The sequence below is a fragment of the Planococcus sp. MSAK28401 genome (assembly GCF_018283455.1).
Classification (GTDB): Bacteria; Bacillota; Bacilli; order Bacillales_A; family Planococcaceae; genus Planococcus; species Planococcus alpniumensis.
The window spans coordinates 662,220-683,740 of the sequence record NZ_JAAMTH010000001.1 but is presented as its reverse complement, the minus strand read 5'-3'; the positions used below and the strand labels follow the sequence as shown (position 1 = coordinate 683,740).

Below are 21,521 nucleotides of genomic sequence, written 5' to 3'. Positions count from 1 at the left end.
ACTTCCGATTAGACAAGGCAACTCCGTTTATTTTCTGTTTCACTCTCTGTTATTCTATCACGCTGTTCTGCTTGCTCCTTGTTTAAATTTTATTTCTCCGGAGCGGCTCAATCCTGCAACCTATTTACGCGAATAAAAGACAGTGGATTCGATCCTTCACCCCGCTAAACAGTGTCGGTTTTTATTGGTTTTGAACTCGTTTAAAGCGTATGGTCATAGAAAGGAGCAAGTCCTATAAACAGAAAAACAGGAAGGAAGTGATTGCCTGATGACTTACGTTTTATTGTTAGTCGGCTTCGCGCTGTTAATCAAAGGCGCCGACTTTTTTGTAGAAGGAGCGTCAAAAATAGCGCAAAGTTTGAGAGTATCGCCGTTATTGATCGGCTTGACGGTTGTCGCTTTCGGCACCAGCGCCCCAGAAGCGTCCGTCAGCTTCATCGCCGCTTTGGAAGGAAGCAGTGAAGTCGCGATCGGGAACGTTGTCGGCAGCAATATCTTCAACATCACGCTCATCTTAGGGGCCACTGCGCTCGTTTTCCCGTTGATGGTCCAGAGCGACACGATCCGTAAAGAAATCCCGTTCGCCTTGCTCAGTGCAGTGGCATTGCTCGTCCTGATCAGCGACCAGCAGCTCCAATCTTTGGACAGCAATCTCATCACCAGAACGGAAGGCATTGTGCTGCTATTGTTCTTCGCCATCTTTCTCTATTATATCTTCGAAGTGGCACGGAAAGACCGCCGGAGTAATGAAGACACGCACGCTAACACCGCGAACAAATCCAGGCTGAAAAATTCACTGTTAACCATAGGCGGACTTGCCGGCATCATCTTCGGCGGCAGCCTCGTCGTCGATAACAGTGTCCAAATCGCCCTTTCACTCGGAATGAGCGAAACTTTGGTCGGCTTGACGATCGTCGCGGTGGGCACGTCTCTCCCCGAGCTGGTCACTTCGATAACCGCCGCTTTGAAAAAACAAGTCGACATCGCCTTAGGGAATATCATCGGCAGCAATATCTTCAACATCTTTTTTGTGTTGGGCAGTTCAGCCGTGATTCACCCGTTAACCGTCGACTCGAAAATCTTTACGGACATCTTTCTGATGATCGCTGTGACCATTTTGTTGATGGTTCTCTCCAGAACCAAGTACACGGTTTCGAGGATCGAAGGTGGACTCTTGGCCGCCATCTATGTCGCTTATTTAGTATTTATCATTGTGCGCAATTAACCAGACCAAACAAATGTGAGCAGCGCCTAGTTTTATAGGTGCTGCTCTTTCTTCTATGACTTCACCAATCAAGAATATGAAAAAACTCCGCCCTGAATCCATAATGCATACAGCATAAATTGTAGCGTATTGTCAGAATCGTTTAGAATTGTTTCGTGCACAGGGACATTTTCTCACCCGATTATCAAAAGCTACATTAGGGTACATGTTAGTAGAATCTATCACACTAGTAGGAGCTGAGCTTGTGGAATTTAATACAATGACAGGAAAAACGGCTATTATCACAGGGGCCAATAGCGGACTCGGACTGGAAACGGCTAAAACCTTCGTCCGCTTAGGCGCACGGGTCATCTTGGCTGTCCGTGATCTCGAAAAAGGAAAGGCAGCTGAACAAGAAATTAGAGAAGAATCTCCCAAGGCACCTATTGAGGTCATGAAACTCGACTTGTCCGATTTGGAGAGCGTGCGTGCTTTTGCCGAGACGTTCATCAGCCGCTTCGATTCACTCGATTTGCTGGTCAATAACGCCGGCGTGATGACGCCACCTTATGCGAAGACGAAAGACGGCTTTGAGCTGCAGTTCGGCAGCAACCATCTTGGACATTTTGCCTTGACTGGCCTGCTCTTGCCGTTGCTGATTCACACCGAGAATTCGCGGGTAGTGACACTCAGCAGTCTGGCACACCGCAATGCCGCCATTGACTTTGATAACCTGGACGGCTCAAAAGGCTATAAAGCGATGAAATTTTATGGCCAAAGCAAACTGGCGAATTTGATGTTCGCAACAGAACTCGATAAGCGCCTCAAACAACATGGTTTATCGACGCTGAGCATTGGGTGCCATCCCGGGATTTCTTCGACCAATCTATTTAAAATCGGCGGGCGAGAAATGCCCCGCATTTTCAAAGGACTCATGAACCGCTACTTGCAGCCACCCTCTATGGGCGCACTTCCGACCGTCTATGCCGCGACGTCATCTGGCATCACAGGCGGCGAATACATCGGGCCCGACGGCAAAGGCCAACGCAGAGGCTATCCGACGTTAGAAAAGCCGGATCCGGCAGTGAATGATGAGGCAGCCCGCCAGAAACTCTGGAACGTGTCAGAACAACTGACCGGTGTCACGTTTGATTTCAATAACTAATGCGTTCGAACTGAACATGTTAAAGACAATAAAAAGAAGCGTATGCGAGGTCTCCTTCCAGGGAATTCTGCATACGCTTTTCTGGCATTTCGTTTATTGAACACGCTGATGCTTGAAACCCCTCAATTAAGGATATAGTAGCTGTACAAGGTTTTTTGTTCGGTATCACGTGCTTCAACTTTTTTATACGCGAATTTATCGCTTTACCCGATACGTTAATTCAAATCTATCAACAGGCGTGATACTCATTAGGAGGTCTATATCATGAACCCACAAATCTTAATCGTCGGAGCGGGCCCCACTGGCTTGGCTCTGGCCTATAGCCTGGCGCGTCAAGGCGTGCCGTTTCGCATCATCGATCGAAATTCAGGAACCGGTACCGCTTCACGTGCGCTCGCAGTCCATGCGCGCATCTTGGAGCATTACGAGCAATTCGGCCTCGCCGAACGCAACATCAAGCGCGGACATCCGATTTTATCGCTCGATGTCAGCGACGGCAAAAAAGTACGGGCCCAAGTGAAATTCCATGAGCTTGGCAAAGGACAGAGCCCGTTTCCGTTTATCTTGAGCTTGCCGCAAGACGATCACGAAGAAATTCTCGTCGACGAATTAAGCAAGATCGGCGTTGAAGTGGAATGGAACACCGAGTTGATTTCGTTTGAAAATACAGAAGATGGCGTGAACACTGTCATGCAGCAGCTTGGAGAGCCGGTGGAAATAGCGGAATTCGCCTATCTATGCGGATGCGACGGCGCCGGCAGCATGGTCCGAAAAGGACTGGACCTCGACTTTCCGGGCGGCACGTACAAGCAATTGTTCTTTGTCGCCGATATCGAAACTGCAGAGCCGGTAGACGACATGGAAAAAATGGACATGTACATGGACAATGACGGCTTCATGCTCTATATGAACGTCCGCAACGCCCACACGAAACGCATACTCGGCATCGTGCCCGAGGAATTCAACGAACGCACCGATGTTCAGTACAGCGAAATCACCGATTATGTTGAAAATAAAATCGGTGTGAAGGCATCCAAGGTCAATTGGTTTTCGACCTACCGCGTCCATAACCGCGTCAGCGAAAAATTCACCAAAGGGCGCATCTTTATCCTGGGCGACGCCGGCCACTTGCACAGCCCGACCGGCGGACAAGGCATGAACACCGGCATTGGGGACGCCATCAATCTCGGATGGAAACTCGCGGCAGTCGTTCAAGGAAAAGCCGATTCTATGATACTCGGCACTTACGAACAAGAACGTATCGCCTTTGCGCGCCGCTTAATCGCGACGACCGACAAAGCGTTCCAGACGATCGTCAATCAAAAACTGCCCGGGACTTTGCTGAGGGAGTATGCCGTGCCTTACGCCTTGCCATCAGTATTCAAATTTTCGTTCGCCTCAAAAAACGCATTCAAAATTTTATCCCAAATCCACATCAATTACCGCAGCAGCCTCTTAAGTAAAGGCAAAGCCGGCAAAATCTTCGCCGGCATGCGCTTACCGTGGATCGAAACCGCAAACGGCGATAATTTCGCGCCGCTGCGCTCTGTCGATTGGCAAATCCATATCTACGGAAAAGCGACTCCTGAACTCATCGACTTTGCCCGCTCCCATTCGCTTGAACTCCATGAGTTTCCTTGGGAAGCGAAAATGAAAGACGCAGGATTCAAGCAAAACGCACTGTACCTGATCCGGCCGGATGGCCATGTGGCGCTTGCGACTGATAAGCAATGGCTGCGTGTGTTGAACATGTATTTGGAGTCTTTTGGGATTGTGGCTTTTGGAGCGAAGTGAAAATAATAAAGGAGGCTAGAGGAATGAATCCATAATGGATCATTTATCTAGCCTCTTACTACTTTATTAAAGAAATTTACCTGTGATTTCAATATTTTTAATCATCCTTTCACAATAATATATATGACTAAAAGAATAATTTAAATTCCAAAAAGACGTATATATATTGCTTTTTGGTTCATTATTAAGTACACTTACTTTAAATGGTAAAGGAGGCGTACATCATGGGACTCTTTAAAAAATCAGGAATTAAGGATGAACGGATCACAAATACTAAAAATAAAATTTATGCTGAAATTCATATTTTGGTAATGGTGATCGCAGTGGTTTCAATTGTCTTCAAATATTTTATTTATCAACTTGGTATCGAAAGCGTCACCACAGAATTATTAATCCTATTCTTAAGCGCTGTTTACTTTGTTTATCGATCAACAAGACTGGGTGTATTTTCCGCTGAGATTGAAATGCATGATCGCGAAAGCAAATGGCCGCAACAAAAGAAAAATCTGGTCGCAAGTATCACGCTCGGTGTCGTTATTGCTCTTGTCTTTGGTATAAACAGTGCCGTTCAATACGCAGACGGCCTGCTTCAGAGCATCTATTATTTCTTTCTGACTGCTCTTGTTTCTTTAATGATTTACTCACCCTTTTTCCTTATTTTCATGGTAGGCGGAAATGAACTCCTTAAGAGAAACAGCGAGAGATCCATAGACAGAATGCTCCATGATGAATCTGGTGATAACGATGAAAAATATTAAGCTCAAACTGGCTCGGATCGAACATGATTTATCCCAGGCTGAACTTGCAGACCGAATCGGTGTGTCCCGCCAAACAATCGGTCTCATTGAATTAGGCAAGTATAATCCGACGCTGACTCTTTGCTTGGCAATCTGCCATACACTCGGCCGAACGCTGGATGATTTGTTTTGGCAAGAACCTGAATAAATATCCCCGACTGGAGTGGTTCCATACCACTCTTTTATTGTGGCTTTCGGAGCGAAGTAAAATCGATAAAGCAATGAAATCACCTTTCCTGAAACACCCGCATGAAAGTGCGAGTCGTTCAGCGGAAGGTGTTTTTTTCAGCACCTCCACGGATATCCAACTCATTCAAATCACATACAAAAGCCGCATCCATTCACCACGCAGGTTTCTGGATACGGCTTATTTTATATGCAATTACCATGTATACACTGAATCGCCTTTGACACAGGGCGATGATTTATTTGAATCAAGCATTTAATTTGAAGCGCCTTGCCTTGCCATACATATTTTTTCTGGCTGATAGATCCTTCAAGTCGGCAATAATGACCTTCGGGCTTGAAGGGCCCAGTATGGTCGATATATAACTCACTTTAAATGTATAAGTGGCTTTTAACCGGAAGTTTCGATATTCAGGCGAGCCTTCCGTAGTCGTCCAATAAAAAACATTGCCATCTGTATCTATTAAAGAGACTACCCGATGCTCGTCGTTTGTAAAGCATGACAAAAACTCAAGCTCCCTCGTATATTCCATACCCTTTTCGAATCCGTTCACTTCTTTGATCGCTAGCACCATCGAAACGCACCTCATTCCATAGTGATATGCTTTTAATATATCGGAACAAACGTTTGATTACTAGTAAAGAGCTCAAAAAAATAGAATATTTAGTTAAAAAATGATAAAAGAACAAATGAAGATAGTTCACATCCTTCATGGCACGTTACAACAAGCTCTTGCGTGAGCCACAGGAAAAGCGCATACTTAAGAGTCGAAAAAATGATTAGGAGTACGATACATATGGAAAACCAGGCAACAACACTTAAACAAATCACCCCTCAATACGATCCATGGGAAGCGTATATGGATATCGAAGACCACGGGAAACTGACCTTATCCAGCATCGAATTCACTACGACTTATTTATGCAATATGCGCTGTGAACATTGTGCGGTCGGCTATATGCTTGAGCACAAAGATCCGGACGCGCTGCCGATCGGGCTGCTCTTTTCGCGCCTCGATGAAATCCCTGATTTGAGGACCATCAGTTTGACGGGCGGAGAGCCGATGTTTTCGAAAAAATCGGTCGCCAATTATGTCTTGCCTCTCCTGAAATACGCCCATGCACGCGGCATCCGCACCCAGATGAACTCGAACTTGACGATGCCGCTGGACCGCTATATGGAAATCGCCCCTTATTTGGATGTTCTGCACATTTCCCATAACTGGGGCACCATCGATGATTTTGTCGATGGCGGATTTGCCAATATGGAACGCAAGCCTTCCCGTGAACGCCGGGCTGAACAATTCCAGCGCATGATCGACAACAGCCGCGCACTCGCAGAAGCAGGCGTTATGGTCTCGGCAGAAACGATGCTGAACAAGCGGACCCTGCCTCACCTGAAGAGCATACATAAGCAAATCATTGAAGAAATGAAATGCGCGCGCCACGAAGTGCATCCGATGTACCCGAGCGATTTCGCCAGCCAATTGGAAGTGCTGTCTCTCGATGAAACGAGAACAGCGATCCACGAATTACTCGATGCCCGCGATGAAAATGTCTGGATGCTCTTTGGTACATTGCCGTTTTACCCGTGCAGCCAAAACGACGAAGACATTCAACTCCTGAACCGCATCCACTCAAGCAAAAACGTCACCGTCCGCAATGACCCGGACGGACGCTCACGGCTCAATGTGAATATCTTCACCGGCGAAGTCATCGTCACCGATTTCGGCGACACACCAGCCATGGGCAATATCCAGCACGATTCCCTGCCCACAATGCTCGACCGCTGGCTGGAGCGGCCATTAGCCAAAACAATCGCCTGCCACTGCCCAGCCGCCAAATGCCTCGGCCCGAATTTATTGGTGAAAGACGCCTACTATCCGGACATCGATTTTACTGTTCAAAAATCAAAAATTACCGTTTAAATGAAAAACCCGATCCGGCGTGGAAACTTTACGCTGGATCGGGTTTTTGCGTTTCAAGAAATGTATTTAAAGAGTTGTCTCAAATCCACATCAATTACCGCAACAGCCTTTTAAGCAAAGGAAAAGCTGGAAAAGTTTACGGCGGCAGACGGATGTGGCTCACTCCAAAATATTGTGGCTTTCAGGAAGACTTTCTATATACATCAAAAGCTCATCCAATATTTCTTCTTTTCTATATTTTTTCATCTCGCGATCATACTCTTTTAAAGTAGTGGCTTGTTTTGATAAATCCATTACATCTCTATATTCTACGCAAATAAAATAGCTGGCAATGACAATGTCATATCTAGGACTCTTATGATGTAATTGCTTTGCAACCTCAATCCAACGTGCCCTCTCGTCTATTCGTCTTTGCTTTCGCTGTTCTTTCCACTGTTGTAATTGTTCTTCCCTTTTCTTCTTTCCCTCAAAATAATCTTCTAAGGTATTAAAATAACTTTCTCCTAATACCCTTTGCATTTCTTTAATCAATTCAAATGCTTGTTGAGGCTTCAGAAACGACTTCATATAACATCGTTTCATCCAGTCCGGATTGGGCTTTCTTTCATCAAGGTACCATTCTTCCATCAGCCTTTTTAAAAACACTTCGTATCCTGAGTAGCCATATGCAAAAGAAGTTTCCTTTGTTATCAATACGTGCAGAATCGTATGCTCTGCCAAGTCACAATATACTAATCTGTTTTTTATTTGGGTCTCAAAGGGGATACCATATTCTTTCACAAAATCTTGATCAGATATCTTTAACCATTTGATTTCATCTATATGATGGCAATATAGACCTTCAGTTGTTCTCGAGAATTTACCTTTTGTAATGTTCTTTATTTCTCCGTTCATAAACCTCTGGTATGAAGCTTCCCTGAAATAATCATCTTGTGCAGGACCGTATTTTTGAAGCAACAATTCGATTGCTTCTTCATAACTCTTAGATAATAAGACCAAGTATTCTTTATTACTGTCCATCGATATGACCCCTAATCTTGGTTATAAAAAATTATAGCTAGCTATTTACCTTCCTCCATACCAATTCTTCAGCCGGCGCATCAGCGGCAACTTCAGCGTCTCGATTTTCACATCGCATGCACGGATCACTGTTTCGGTCATTGGGGAATCAAACAATGTATGAAGTTCGAAGCCATCTTCTGTTTTATAAATTTCGTCATACAGCCACCAAGCACCTTTGAAATCAGCCGGAACATTTGAATAAGTCACCCCTTCAAAAGTGAATCGGACATCGGTGAAATAATGGAATCCTCCACTGCAATCGAGCGTCAGGATTAGCTGGTCTTCAGAGGGCTTTTCGACAGAACGGACGACCGCATCATGCAGCCCATTCTCCACGAGCTCGACCGCATTCGGTGGAAGCTCCGCTTTGATCGATTCAAAATGTTGCTGATACCGGTCACTCAACTCTTCCATCCGCCGCTCGTAATCCCGTTCCCATCGGTTAACGAGCATGCGCAGCTCTGGCGTCGGGTATTCTGTCACCAGTGTGCCGTCGTGGATATATGGATGAAACGTCTCTGGCAAGTAGCGCATCAAACTTTCCCGCATATCATCCAGATTGCGCAAGTTCAACTCTCGCAAATCTTTTCCTTCCTCACGGTAATAATCCACTTCCTCTTTCCAATCTTCTTCTGTCTCCGGCAATACGAGAAAACCGGCAACCTGCATTTCTTCATACCAATCTTTCGTGAAGTATTTCATCTATTCAGCCTTCTTTCTTTTCCGTTTCCCTTAAGTCGATAAACTCAAAAACAGTGAAGCCAACCTCAATTCATCGACATCTTTATTTTACATTCCAATTTAAATCATCTTCGTTCTATAATATTTCCTCAAATTCAACATCAATAATGTCCTTTTCTTTCAGATTGAAAGAGTCATAAAATTTCTCATCGGCTATAGGAAGGTCTTTAAGGTGCTTTTTCAAATTACTTGTCATTGAACTAAATGTTGTGTAAGTCATTCCACCCGAAATGGCTGCACTAACAAAAGGAATCGTTTTTCCTATCCCTTTGGCAAATATCTCTTTAGTCATCTTTACACCTATAACACCAGCAACTCTTTTAACTAAAGGATAAATGGCGCCTTTAGTAAGAGCTTTTCTTGCAATTTTCTTCTCGACATTCACCGCTGCTATTTTTGCGATTTGGTTGATCGCTGCATTAGCACCAGAGACGCCAAACATAACACCCATAAAAAGAGTAATTCTATTCATCGTTTCATCATCGAAGCCTTCTTCTGAATCATATAACTCTTCCCATCCATATAAATAAACAAGTTTTTGCATCACTCTAATAACGTGGGCAAAGTATTGAGCGGTGTCTGCTGGAACGGTTCCAAACATTGCAAATCCGCCTGGAATTCCTGCTGCTGCAGAAAGTGATGTGACTTTCATCTTTTCATATTTAATACACGATACTGCAATTTTTTCTATCTCTTTCTTTGTGATACCAGCACTTGCTGGATTCTTTAAAATTGCTTCATCTACTACATCTTTGGGGAAGTGTTTACTAAGTTGTTTCATCAAAAAATCATTTCGTTGTATCCTGACCCCAGGAGTATTTAAAGCTGTCTTTATAGTGGCATAAAATATGTCAATATGCTTCTCTTGTACTTCTCGTGCCATTCGAATTCCTCCATTTATAGAATACCGCTTAACCAAAACTACATTTCTTAATTAATATATCTAGGCTATTTTGTTTCTTTACAGAATATAATTTTTTCAAGCTCGCTTAAGTTTTTATTTCAACTTTCACCTGACGAAAAATCAGTATTTCTTATATCTAATTCTTCTATTTCTCACTAGTACTTACAGTCTCATAATCTTTTTTATCTTTTGTTCCAAAATAAATTGCAGAAACGATTAAGATTAAAAACAAGCTAAGAGGAATCCAAGTATTTTTTTCAGATGTTATAACTGTCATGAAAGAGAGGATGGCGCTTAATCCAAAAAGTGTTATTGGACCGTTTATTTTTTCACTTTTAATAATTAGGTCACCTGTAAGAACTGTTAGCATAAAACTCATAAACAAACATATCAATTTTATCATTATCCAAAATTGATTCTCCCAAGCATAGGTAATCAGCCAAACAAATAGAGCGGAATAAATGATGAAAAAAGATAAAATCGACGGTTCAATAATTTTCCAAAGTCTTGAGAAAAACTTTTCAACATCTTCGAAAAGAAATTTCGAAGTAGAATATATTTTATTTTTCGCACTAAGTAAACTCGTTTTTTCTTGGACTAGTTCAGTGATTCCTAGTACCTTTTCTTCATTATTTTTAGTATCATGATTTATTTCAGCTAGAATTTCCTTTACTAATTGGTGCTCTATAAATGGAATGGACGAGTACACAGCCTCATAAAAACCAGCTAAATTTTTTGTTGTTTTATACTTTTCCCCCTCCACTAAAATTTTCGAGAAGACCTCTAAGGATTTTCTTATTTCGTTTTGTTGCCAAGTCCTTTCCTTATCTAGATGAAGGCGAATTTCTTTGGTTAACCATAAAAATAAACTAGTAATGACTAATAATACAAATATCGTAAGTGGATCAGCTTCGAATACTGACGTCATCGAACTAAAAATCTGGTCCAGTAACATACTTCCCCTCTTTCCCTATATACCTGATTTCTCCAAGCTAATCATCTCAATAATCTGCAGCACTTCCTGCAGCTTCGGATCCTCATACAATCTCGTCATCATATCAGCCACTCGGCTATCGTCCTGCCAGTCATCAATTACTTTCGTGTTCGTGAAAAGCCGTGTGTATTTCGCAGTTTTTTGCTTGGAAGCCGGTTTGAATTCCAATCCATACGCTTCCAATTCTTCAATTAACGAGACACGTTTTTCACCATACAATGGACCAAGCTCCAAGACCAGTTTCAGGCGGCCGTCCCGCAATTGTTCGAACCAGATCAGGAACGGTCCGTTTTGCCACCACCAGTTAATGCGGGTTTCACCAAAGCGCTCTTTCAAGCGGGAGAATGACGGCAAGATAAAGGAAGGGCTTCTGTAATGGTATTTACGCTCGTCTTCATTGATGCCTTGTGCTTCGCAAAATTGACGGAAGGCTTGCGGAGAAAAAGTGGCGCGTTCTCTTTTGAATGACACAACTTCTCTCTCCACCAATACAGCTTCTTCGTCGTCTGACATTGCCTCCACTGAATCCGCAATCTTCCGGAACAAATCATTCAGTTCCGGTGCATCATACAACACGAACATGCTCTTCAGCACTTCCTGCTTGGATGCCCAATCGCCAACATCTGTCCAGGCCGTATAAATTCTTGTATACCGTTTCCCTTCCTGTTTACCGCTCTGCTGGAAGCTGACGCCCCGCTTTTCCAACTCCGTCAGCAAGCGAAGCCTCTCTTCATACGGAATCGGCCCGACTTCAACGGTAACTTTCAAGCGCTCACCGACTTGTCGTTCGAACCAAATGATGAACGCCTGACCGAGCCAATACACAGATGCCGGTTCACCGAGTATCTCCTGGAAATCAAACCAATCCGGCAAGATGAAGTGCGGGAAACGGATATGCGCCGTATAGGCTTCTTGCGGCATGGCCGCTTCTTTGACAAAATCGAGAAACGCTTCCCGAATGACATTACCGCCGATATTGAAGACAAAATCGATTGTCTTTTTCTTAGCGCCATAGATCTTCCGCAGCGCCGCTTTCTCCGAATCATCCAACTTGGCAAGCTGCTTGTACAGGCCTTTATAGACCGCCTGTTTCTTGAAATTATCATTCTGGCTCAAGAACAGGAAATCGATGGCGTTTTTATTTTCCTCATACACTGTCAGCGCCAGTTCCACCGATTCCACGTCATGGACCAATTGCTCTTTCAGGACTTCTATGTAAAACGATAAAAAATCATAGATGGCATCTGCGGTCGTTTCTTTCGAGAACTCGAGTTGCTGCTCGATAATCTCGAGCACATCTTCATAGCCTAGGAGTAAATAGCTATTATCTGATGGCTCCTCATTTGCCAGTGTCAAAAAGATCGGCAACACTGTATAGCCAGGCTCTTGGAACTCACCTTTCGCATAAGCCAAATAATCCATGAGCTGTCCGTCTGACTCACCAGCATGGAATTTGTTTTCGATAACGAGCACCAGTTTCTGTGATGGCACATGGACAAGCAGATCAATCATCCGGTTCGTATGCGTCTTTACTTCTCGCGACACTTCCGCATCATGGAATGAACTATAAAGAAACGACAAAAAGTCGATGCTCTCCCCTTTTTCTTCGTTCTCCGCACGCATCACAAGACGCGTGAGCAATTTCTTCAAAAAGAAACTGCCGAGCTGGTGCGTTTCGTTCGGATCAAGGAGCCACGCCAAGATGTTCGAGTGGCGGATTTCAAACTGATCCACCCGCAACACTTTCAGCGGATTAAACTGATGGAACTTTTGGTGAAGCCGTGCGAATTCTTTTGAGTGTTCGAGTTGTGCGATTTGTTCTAGTGAGTGGGTCATAGTAAGCTCCTCAACTTTTGGTGATATTTACCTTTAATTTTATCATTCTTCTCAAATATTTCAGCGTTTTTTAGAATATACAGAAAAGAACCTACGACTCGACATCGTAAGTTCTCATACTTAAACTCTTTTTTTCCAAAAACGCTCTAGCTTCTATTCAATTTCCTGTTTCTCTTTTCACTTGCATTAACGCTGCATTTAGTTCCGCAGAAATAGCGGCATCATTATAACCTAGCTTCTCTAAATCTTGGACCATTTTGTCGGCGTCATAATATTTATCAACCAGCTTGTATTCTTTATTCGTGAGGCCATACGTCTCTTTATCAAATGAACAGCCGGTTAGAAATAAACTCATACTAAAGCTCGCTATCACAATGCTCTTACCTACTAATTTCATATAAATCCCCCGTCTTTAAACGTGCTCTATAAAATTATTCGCTTTCAAAAAAATCTTCATCTACTTTTTTAATAACAAAAGACTCTTCTTGGCTAACCCCGATATTGTAGGCGAACATATAATCAGTCAACGCATCCCCATCAATTAAAATAATCTTTTTATCAATCATATTCACATAATCTTTAGCACCCTCGGAGAAGTTAGATGTGGTGATAAATACACCTTTTTTAGCACGCTGGCCGTCTAGACTTCCAGCAAATTTTTGAAGTTCTGGACGGGTGACAGTATTTTCCCAACGTTTTGCTTGGAGATAAATCATATCGAGACCAAGAATATCTTCTTTAATTATGCCGTCTATTCCTTCATCGCCTGAGCGGCCGATCGCTTGGCCAGCATCTTTCATCGAACCACCATACCCCATTGCGACCAACAGCTCTACCACTATTCTTTCAAAAAACAGTGGGGTCCCGCTCTTCACTTTCTCTAACAATTCTTCTTTTATCTCATCTTTTAGGACTGCATAACTTTGCTCGATTTTTTCCAAAGGTGTAATGGAATTATCATCAGGATCCACTTTAGGTGGCGCAATAATTTTTTCTTTGTTTTTAAATTCACGAAACTCTTCATATTGCATGAGAAAGGCATTATCAATAGCTATAACTCGTGGATTCTCTAATACATCCAGCCCTGCTTCTGTAATAACAAAGACTCCTCTACGGACGATTTTCAATAATCCCGCTTTCTTCAGGTAGGTTCTCGCCCAGCCAATGCGATTATGCAAGATCTTCTGCTTACCACTTGGCAGCAATTTTTCTCTCTGTTCTTCTGATAAGTTAAATTCATCAGCCAACTGAATATAAGCATCACGCAAAGTGTGTTCATTTCGATCTTCAAGAAGTTTCAATAATGGATACATAAATTCTTGGTATCCTGGAATCATCAATACACCTACTTTCATTTATAGCATTCACTTGAGATCTCATAAGTCTATCTAGTTCATTGTATCTATTACGTATACATTTATGACTGTTTACGCCAAAACATGAAAATACATGAAGAATCTTTTCCATTACTGAGTTTTACGGATTCTTCATTCAAGTTTGGTGAACAAATGAAATTGTCTGTTACATAGGGGAGGGATTTTATTGTAATGTATTGTCGGAATCGTTTAGAATTTTTAAAAATAGGTGCGCGATTCCTAAATATATTATTTAGCACTATGAAAGAATTGAAAGATTAACTATGTGGAAACAATTTATTAATTCCAATCTTTTGACCGTGCTGCAACTTAAGCGCAACTTAAATTCCGCTTAAGAACGACCTTTTAAATGTGAATTTTCTATTGTCTTCAATACTTTTTAAACTGTAATGCAACTTACAAGCAACTTAAATTCTTTTTAAGCCCAAAACGGTACATACTTCATATGTCTCGGAGCTGTGTCAGGATCCATAGGTTTTATTTTCCCTACTGCTACTGCTTCCTTGATTAACCTTGAAACTTTACTTTTTTCAGCATCTTTCAAACCAAACCTCGCTCTTAGAGTCGCATTAGTTAATTGCTCTCTCATTACATACTTCAAGCATGCATGCAAATAACAAGCATGAATTTTTTCTTCCAATTCCATATTCGAAAAAGACTTTGGTGCATAAAGAGTAACTCTCGTATGATTATTAGAAACTTCTACAGTGGGTGGCGGTAATTGATATGTTTCTGTTTGAGCAACAACTTTATCGAAACCACTTCCTCTTTCTTCACATACTCCAACCCTTCTCAAAAATGAAGCCAAAGCTTCATTTCTGGAGCGTGGGGGACTGTCTAAAAAACGATCCACATTTACCAATGGCACTCCCGGATTAGTAATTTCCATACGATTCTCAAATATTTCTATCATTGGACCTGTCCCAGTTAGAGAAAAGTCTTGATGAACAATAGCATTTGCAACTAATTCACGCACTGATAATTCCGGATAAATCAAAACTTCTTGCCTCAAAGCTTTCTTAATGACTTCATTTCTAGGCAATAAATTATCAATAAACTGAATTAGACCTTCAAAACCACTGGCATAGCCTTTGGCACCTTCTTGCTCTCTCAAAGTCTCTAATTTACCTTTTCCTGAGTACACTATCACTCTTACAGATTTACGTTTTAAATTTGGAAATGCAGAAAGAGTGGTAGCGAATAGAATTGCTCCTAAATTAGTAATATTCCATAGACCTACCTCGTTTTTTTCAATCATTTCGTCTGCCATTAAACGTTCAAAAACTAATTTATTGTTTTTAGGAACAGGCATTCCTTGTAAAGAAAAGTAAGAAGTGTAGTCCAATAATTTCAAGACTGTTTCCTCGTCAACATTAGCTTTTGCAATCATGTTTTCAAATGGTGTCTTATCGAAAATCCGCCATAACTCTCTTTCAATTTGTGAATGTTCAGAGAGTGGTTTTTTATAAGAACCAATACGTATAAATTCTCTATTCTCAAATCGGACAGGCGAATGCATGGCTCTTTCAATTTCCAGTATGACTACTTCACCTTTTTCTGTTTTCAATTCGAAAAAAATAAAATTTATCCGGGGAGACAGCAGCCTTAATAACCAACTTTCTAACTCTTCATTTCCTTTCTTAGTTTGACTAGGTTTAAAAGTAGTCCCTATAATCTCGTGTGTCTCATCTTCAATTCCCCAGACCAAGTAGGCATGTGATTTCCCAATGTACGCGGCAGTATTACTAAGGGCAGAAATATACTGACCGATTGTTTGAGGATCTTGGTTATTGCCCTTAAATTCTACCCACCCTGTTTCCTTCGGTAATGCTCTCAGTTCATTTAAAAGACTTTCTAAATATTCTGTTGATCGATTCATTTGATCCCCCCTAATTGCTCTAAATCAATACAAGTTGGTTTTCCAATTTCATACAAATACCCCTTGCATAAAGCCTTTCTTCTGCTCTTCCAAAATCATCAACCTCTCTTTTTCTTTCTCAATCTTCCTATCTAAAATAGAAAGATAATCAGCTATTACTTTCTGCTGCTTATAACTAGGAGTCAATATTTTAATCGCTTCAATTGTTTTTGCGCTTAAACTCGGGACTCCAGAAGCTTCGTTATACAATTTCCAGTTTATATTTTGAAAAACATAAAATACGAATTTGGGATGGCTATTTTCCTTAATCTCTGAATAGAATAAAGTATCGACCGTCCAAAAGGGTGTATCCATATATACAGGTCTATCGATCGTTCCTTTTCTACCTATTAACACAGATTCCTTATCATAAATAAAAGTATCAGTTCTTCCAATTATTCCACCAGTGGCTAATACAGGAAATTTCCCATCAAGTGTTTCAATCTTCTTTTGATCTCTTCCATGTTTTATCTTTAGGACTTGTCCAATTTTCTTCTCTTCCCACTTCGGAAACTCCCCGCCATTCTCATCCTTAAACCTTAATTCCTGCGAGAAAATCTTCTGCATCATCCCTTTTTTAAACTGCTCAAGCTTTTCAATTTTCTCTTTTTGCTTTTCAATTCTTTTATCAAGAAGTATAAGAAATGATGAGATTTTTTCTTGCTCCTTTAATACTGGAAGAGTCAGACGGAATTTTTTTAAGCTATTACTATAAAGATGGACTACAGAAGCCCCTTGGGCTAATTTAGACAACTCAAATTTTCTTACTCCGTTAATCTGATAACTAATAAATGGACCTTTCACTTCACTATTTGGCCTGAATAAATTTAAATCTCCTCCTAATAGAATCTTCTCTACTTCCAAGGCACTCGCACATGCAATATCAATTGCAGTTTCACCAGAGGAAGGGATTAAGACATCATTTTTATGACCATATATTTTTTTGCTTAGTTTAATGTTAGTCTTACTAAACACATTTTGAATCACTTCACCATATTTTGTATATAATTCTCCATACAGAATGCACGGTTCTCCAACTTCACTTAAATCGGCTTTGGAAATAGCCGATCCTTTCATAAATTCACCTAATTCGCCAACGGAAACTCTTCTCCATTCCCCTTCAAACCCTTTAAATCTTAACTGAGGTACGTTCATTGCCCATGACCCCCAATTCCTTAAAATACTCTTCTAACTCTTTGTCGATCTCGGCGATTTCTTGTTCGATTTCTGTTAGGCGCGCTTGGACGGCATCCAAGTCGACCGGCTCTTCTTCCACAAAGGTGTCGACGTAGCGGGGGATGTTCAAGTTATAATCATTTTCTTTGATTTCTTCTAAGCCCGCAGCGTACGAATATCTATCGATTGTTTCGCGCGAGATGTACGTTGTGATGATTTTCTCGACGTTTTCGTCGGTCAAGTTGTTTTGATTTTTGCCCTTCTCGAATTCGTTCGAGGCGTCGATGAACAGGACATTATCGTCTGTCCGGCGATTCTTTTTGAAGACGAGGATTGTCGTCGGGATCGATGTGCCGTAGAAAACATTTGCAGGCAAGCCGATGACCGCATCGAGGTAGTTCTTTTCTTCTATTAAGTACTTGCGAATCGTGCCTTCCGCTGCGCCGCGGAACAAGACGCCGTGCGGCAAGACGACTGCCATCGTCCCGGCGTCTTCAAGTTGATGGATCATGTGCTGGACGAACGCAAAGTCGGCTTTTGATTTTGGCGCGAGCTTTCCGTAGTCACGGAAGCGGTCGTCATCCAAATATTTTGCATCAGCACTCCAATTTGCGGAGTATGGCGGATTCGCCACGACAGCGTCAAAGCGCATATCGATATGATGCGGATTCTCGAGTGTATTGTCGTTGCGGATATCAAAATCCGTATAGCGCAAATCGTGCAGAAGCATGTTCATGCGCGCCAAGTTAAATGTTGTGGTCGTAAGTTCCTGACCGTAGAATTTCCGTACTTTTGCTTCTTTCGCAACCCGCAGCATGAGCGAGCCGGAACCACAAGTCGGGTCATAGACGCTCTTCATGTCGGTCTTGTCATGCGTAACAATTTTCGAGAGGATTTTCGAGACTTGTTGCGGTGTATAGAACTCGCCCGCTTTTTTCCCAGCGTTCGCCGCGAACTGGGAGATCAAGTATTCATACGCATCACCGAGAACATCGATATCAACATCGTCATGCAGAAAAGGGATATCACTGATGCTTAGCATGATTTTCGCGATCAGCTGTGAACGGGATTTCACGTCGCGTCCGAGTTTTGTCGAAGTCAAATCCATATCGTCAAATAAATGCTCGAAGTCTTGCTGGCTCTCTGTGCCGAGCGTTGATTCTTCGACCGCTTTGATTGCTTTGTGGAGCAGCTCGACGTCGAATTTCCCTTTGTCGCCTTTCGGGATTTCGCGGATCATGTGCGAGAATAAATACTGTGGTTCGATTACGAAACCGATTTGCTCCAAAAGCATTTCCACTAAGCCTTCGCGATATTCTTCGTCTTGCCACGCGTCTTCGTAAGAGATATTGTCTTCTTCCAATAATTTCGCAATGCGAGTTTCGGTCTTCTCTGATAGATAACGGTAGAAAATCAGCCCGAGAATATAGTTTTTGAAGTCATATGCTTCCATTTGACCGCGCAAATCGTTGGCCATTGTCCATAGTTTTTTATGCAGTTCTGCCTGTTGCTGGCGCTGTTTTTTGGATGTTGTCATGGTGATTCTCCTTTGGTGTTTTACTTTAACTTACGGAACAGCCGCATCTAATGGATGCGGCTGTTTCCTCGTTTATGAATAAAGTTTTGTATTCGACAGGATAAAGTCTTTCAATTGCTGGACGCGTTTGCGCTTCTCCTTGAACGGCGCTTTTACGGCGTCGCTGATTTCCTGGTCCGGCGTGACACCTGTATATTCATATTCTCTCACGAAATAATCGAGTGTGCCTTCCGCGACTTGAACTTTTTCAGACATGGCACGGATTTCTTGCTTGCGCCGCTCTTGTTCGAAGTCGTGGAATTTCTTGTCGACCGAATCGTCGTTCGTTAGTGTCGGTGCGACGCCTTGCAAGAATTCAAGAAGCAGATCGCGCTTCAAGCGCATCTCGTCGCTCGATGCTTCGTTGACTTCCTTGATGGCACGCCTTACCGCAGAATCGCGTTCTTTGGCGTTCGTGAAATCGGTTTGTCTAAGGAGCGCCAGGATATAGTCCACATTGATGCGGTCGGTCTGCATCAATTCGATTTCGAAATCGACGTCGTTGATGACCGATACTTTATCTTTTTCGTTTTTCTCTTTTTCGTAGAGCGCAAGGTATTTGCTGCGGAAGTCGGTATACATTTGCGGCGTGATGCCCATGTCTTTAAATGTGAATTCGTATTCGACGAAGGTTTTTAGCTTTGTCAAAATTCGCGTTAAATCACGGAACGCGACAACGAATTCCTTCTGCTTTGACTCACCTTCTAGTTCATCGACCGCTTGTGGATCTACCGCAACATCGAGCAGCGTGTCGAGCTGACCACGGAAGTCTGCTAGATACTCATCATATTTCTTCATGAGAACGGTTGTCGTATCACTAGTTTGTGAGAACAAGCGGATCGCCGTATCGGTTTCGTCTTTCAGGTTGCGATAACAGACGATATTGCCGTAAGTCTTCTTCGGACCTTCCACACGATTCGTGCGGGAATAGGCTTGAATGAGACTATGGTGCTGCAGCGGCCGGTCGACGTATAAAGTGTTGAGCTTTTTCGCATCGAACCCCGTCAAGAACATATCGACGACAATCACGAGGTCGATTTGCGCCGCCTTCACTTTCTTCGATACATCGGAGAAGTACGAAGCGAAATTATCCGTCGAGTGGTTAGTGCCGAATAATTGGTTGAAGTCAGCCATGATCCGCTCCAGCGAATGGCGGGAATGCTCTTCGTTTTCATCACTTTCTTCATTCGGGGTATACGTGAAGATCGTTGCGACTTTCAGCTTGCTGTCGATGGCTTTGAACAAATCGTAGTACTTCACCGCTGCTTTGATGCTTTCGACGGTGAACATGCCGGTATAGGTCCGATTATGGGTTTTCTTGTAATGGATGTCGTTGATGTGCTCTGCGATGAGGCGCATGCGGGCGTCTGCCATCCATAGTTCGTTCTGGTCGATGCCTGGAACTTTCGTGACATCATCGACGCCTTCTCTTTCTCTGATTGTCCGGATGTATTCAACCGAAAAACCGAGCACATTGCCATCTTTGATAGCGTCTTTGATCAAGTAAGTATGTAGGCATTTATCGAACAGATCGGTAGTCGTCCGGCCGTCTTGGCTTCTATTGTCGACAAAACGCGGCGTTCCGGTAAAGCCGATATACTGAGCGCGCTTGAAATGGCGCTGGATAAGCAAGTTCATTTCCCCGAACTGGGAACGGTGGCATTCGTCGATGACAAAAATGATTTTCTCGTTTTCATACTTCTTTAAAATATCTTGGTAACGTTCCGTCTTTACCGCATTTGCCATCTTCTGGATCGTCGTGATGATGCGCTTTTGCGATGGGTCGTTTAACTGCTTGACAAGGACGCCGGTTTTCGTCGTCCGATCCACGGAATCTTTCTCGAATCTATTGAACTCTTCCATCGTCTGGGCGTCCAAGTCTTTCCGATCAACGAGGAAAATGACTTTCTTGATATCTTCTTCCTGCGCGAGCAGTTCACTCGCCTTGAACGAAGTCAAGGTCTTGCCGCTCCCAGTCGTATGCCAGACGTAGCCGTTCTTCTCTTGTTCGACAGCCTGCTTCAAGATGCGCTCGACTGCATAGATCTGGTACGGGCGCATGACCATCAAATGCTTGTCAGTATCGTTGATAATCATATAGCGGCTGAGGATATTCTGTAGCCGCTCCGGCTCGAGGAATGAATCGGTGAACTCATCAAGCTTCGTGATGCGTTTGTTTTCTTCATCGGACCAGAAAAACATATGGCTCTTCAGCGGCTCCCGGTCAGAGTTAGCAAAATACTTGGAGTCGACACCGTTCGAGACGACGAACAGCTGCAGGAAGTTATACAAGCCCCCGTAGGAATCCTTCCGATAGCGCATGATCTGGTTAAAGCTCTCATTATAATGAAGCCCGCGCCGTTTCAGCTCGATCTGCACAAGGGGCAAACCGTTGATGAGCAGCGTCACATCATAGCGGTTCGTATAGCGCCCGATCACAGTCGTTTGGTTCGTCACTTGCAGGTGGTTGTTCTCGAAATTCTGCGTATCGAACAAGCGCAAATAAAGCGTACTATTGTCATCGCGGCTGATCGTCTGCTTGATGCGCAGCAGCTTCGCCGATTCATAGACACTCTTTCCTTCGATCACCAACAGCAATCGCTCGAACTCCTTATCGGACAGCGGTGTGCCCTCCAAGTTCTTCTCGTTTAGTCGATTGACCTGGTCACGAAAATTCGCTTGTAGCTTTTTGATATCCGGTATCTTCACTTTTTCATAACCCAGCCCTGCCAGCTGGGCGATCATTTCGTTTTCCAATTGTGCTTCGGACTGTGTCCGGGACTCGTAGACCATGCTAATCCCCCTCAAAATGCCGACCTTTAATTAATGTAATTTTATCACAGGATACGGGTCTATTTCCTTAT

At 43.0% G+C, this 21,521-nt stretch carries 18 protein-coding genes; 6 read left to right on the top strand and 12 right to left on the bottom strand.

Annotated elements, in window-relative coordinates; translation table 11 throughout:
* Positions 1 to 268: 268 nt before the first annotated feature.
* The 5 genes from G3255_RS03605 to G3255_RS03585 all read left to right on the top strand — a co-directional run bounded on the left by G3255_RS03605 (position 269) and on the right by G3255_RS03585 (position 5,108).
* Positions 269 to 1,225, top strand: coding sequence for a calcium/sodium antiporter (locus G3255_RS03605; protein WP_211653325.1), 957 nt, complete (start codon positions 269 to 271; stop codon positions 1,223 to 1,225).
* A gap of 259 nt (positions 1,226 to 1,484) precedes the next feature.
* A complete protein-coding gene (locus G3255_RS03600; RefSeq protein WP_211655747.1) occupies positions 1,485 to 2,369 on the top strand; it encodes an oxidoreductase in 885 nt (294 codons plus the stop codon).
* A 264-nt stretch (positions 2,370 to 2,633) separates the two neighbouring features.
* Complete coding sequence (locus G3255_RS03595; protein ID WP_211653324.1) at positions 2,634 to 4,163, top strand: FAD-dependent monooxygenase; 1,530 nt, start codon at positions 2,634 to 2,636, stop codon at positions 4,161 to 4,163.
* A 224-nt stretch (positions 4,164 to 4,387) separates the two neighbouring features.
* Positions 4,388 to 4,921 carry a DUF6773 family protein gene (locus G3255_RS03590; protein ID WP_211653323.1) on the top strand — a complete coding sequence of 178 codons (534 nt, stop codon included), beginning with the start codon at positions 4,388 to 4,390 and terminating at the stop codon, positions 4,919 to 4,921.
* Positions 4,908 to 5,108 carry a helix-turn-helix transcriptional regulator gene (locus G3255_RS03585; protein ID WP_211655746.1) on the top strand — a complete coding sequence of 67 codons (201 nt, stop codon included), beginning with the start codon at positions 4,908 to 4,910 and terminating at the stop codon, positions 5,106 to 5,108. Before G3255_RS03590 ends, G3255_RS03585 begins: the two co-directional genes overlap by 14 nt.
* A 286-nt stretch (positions 5,109 to 5,394) precedes the next feature.
* Here G3255_RS03585 and G3255_RS03580 read toward each other — a convergent pair whose 3' ends face one another.
* Positions 5,395 to 5,721 carry a hypothetical protein gene (locus G3255_RS03580; protein WP_211653322.1) on the bottom strand — a complete coding sequence of 109 codons (327 nt, stop codon included), beginning with the start codon at positions 5,719 to 5,721 and terminating at the stop codon, positions 5,395 to 5,397.
* 222 nt (positions 5,722 to 5,943) lie between these two features.
* Here G3255_RS03580 and yfkAB point away from each other — a divergent pair, with 222 nt between their 5' ends.
* The gene (gene yfkAB / locus G3255_RS03575; RefSeq protein ID WP_211653321.1) at positions 5,944 to 7,074 is read left to right on the top strand and encodes a radical SAM/CxCxxxxC motif protein YfkAB; all 1,131 of its coding nucleotides are present in this window, start codon (positions 5,944 to 5,946) and stop codon (positions 7,072 to 7,074) included.
* 159 nt (positions 7,075 to 7,233) lie between these two features.
* On the opposite strand, the gene G3255_RS03570 is transcribed toward yfkAB, so the two are convergent.
* The 11 genes from G3255_RS03570 to G3255_RS03520 form a co-directional block, all read right to left on the bottom strand.
* Positions 7,234 to 8,094, bottom strand: coding sequence for an SAV1803-related protein (locus G3255_RS03570; RefSeq protein ID WP_211653320.1), 861 nt, complete (start codon positions 8,092 to 8,094; stop codon positions 7,234 to 7,236).
* A 45-nt stretch (positions 8,095 to 8,139) separates the two neighbouring features.
* Positions 8,140 to 8,838, bottom strand: a complete 699-nt coding sequence (locus G3255_RS03565) for a DUF4085 family protein (protein ID WP_211653319.1) — start codon at positions 8,836 to 8,838, stop codon at positions 8,140 to 8,142.
* A gap of 115 nt (positions 8,839 to 8,953) precedes the next feature.
* Complete coding sequence (locus tag G3255_RS03560) at positions 8,954 to 9,760, bottom strand: bacteriochlorophyll 4-vinyl reductase (protein ID WP_211653318.1); 807 nt, start codon at positions 9,758 to 9,760, stop codon at positions 8,954 to 8,956.
* A 166-nt stretch (positions 9,761 to 9,926) separates the two neighbouring features.
* Positions 9,927 to 10,736, bottom strand: a complete 810-nt coding sequence (locus G3255_RS03555; protein WP_211653317.1) for a hypothetical protein — start codon at positions 10,734 to 10,736, stop codon at positions 9,927 to 9,929.
* 15 nt (positions 10,737 to 10,751) lie between these two features.
* Entirely contained in the window at positions 10,752 to 12,611 is a 1,860-nt protein-coding gene (locus G3255_RS03550; protein WP_211653316.1) for a PDDEXK-like family protein, read from the bottom strand.
* Positions 12,612 to 12,768: 157 nt separating this feature from the next.
* The gene (locus G3255_RS03545; protein WP_211653315.1) at positions 12,769 to 13,008 is read right to left on the bottom strand and encodes a hypothetical protein; all 240 of its coding nucleotides are present in this window, start codon (positions 13,006 to 13,008) and stop codon (positions 12,769 to 12,771) included.
* Between the two features lie 34 nt (positions 13,009 to 13,042).
* Complete coding sequence (locus G3255_RS03540) at positions 13,043 to 13,966, bottom strand: restriction endonuclease (RefSeq protein ID WP_249222056.1); 924 nt, start codon at positions 13,964 to 13,966, stop codon at positions 13,043 to 13,045.
* 439 nt (positions 13,967 to 14,405) lie between these two features.
* Complete coding sequence (locus G3255_RS03535) at positions 14,406 to 15,866, bottom strand: ATP-binding protein (RefSeq protein WP_211653314.1); 1,461 nt, start codon at positions 15,864 to 15,866, stop codon at positions 14,406 to 14,408.
* 48 nt (positions 15,867 to 15,914) lie between these two features.
* Positions 15,915 to 17,060 carry a restriction endonuclease subunit S gene (locus G3255_RS03530; RefSeq protein ID WP_211653313.1) on the bottom strand — a complete coding sequence of 382 codons (1,146 nt, stop codon included), beginning with the start codon at positions 17,058 to 17,060 and terminating at the stop codon, positions 15,915 to 15,917.
* Positions 17,035 to 18,618 carry a type I restriction-modification system subunit M gene (locus G3255_RS03525; protein WP_211653312.1) on the bottom strand — a complete coding sequence of 528 codons (1,584 nt, stop codon included), beginning with the start codon at positions 18,616 to 18,618 and terminating at the stop codon, positions 17,035 to 17,037. Before G3255_RS03525 ends, G3255_RS03530 begins: the two co-directional genes overlap by 26 nt.
* Before the next feature lie 72 nt (positions 18,619 to 18,690).
* Positions 18,691 to 21,450, bottom strand: coding sequence for a type I restriction endonuclease subunit R (locus tag G3255_RS03520; protein ID WP_211653311.1), 2,760 nt, complete (start codon positions 21,448 to 21,450; stop codon positions 18,691 to 18,693).
* Between the last annotated feature and the right edge of the window lie 71 nt (positions 21,451 to 21,521).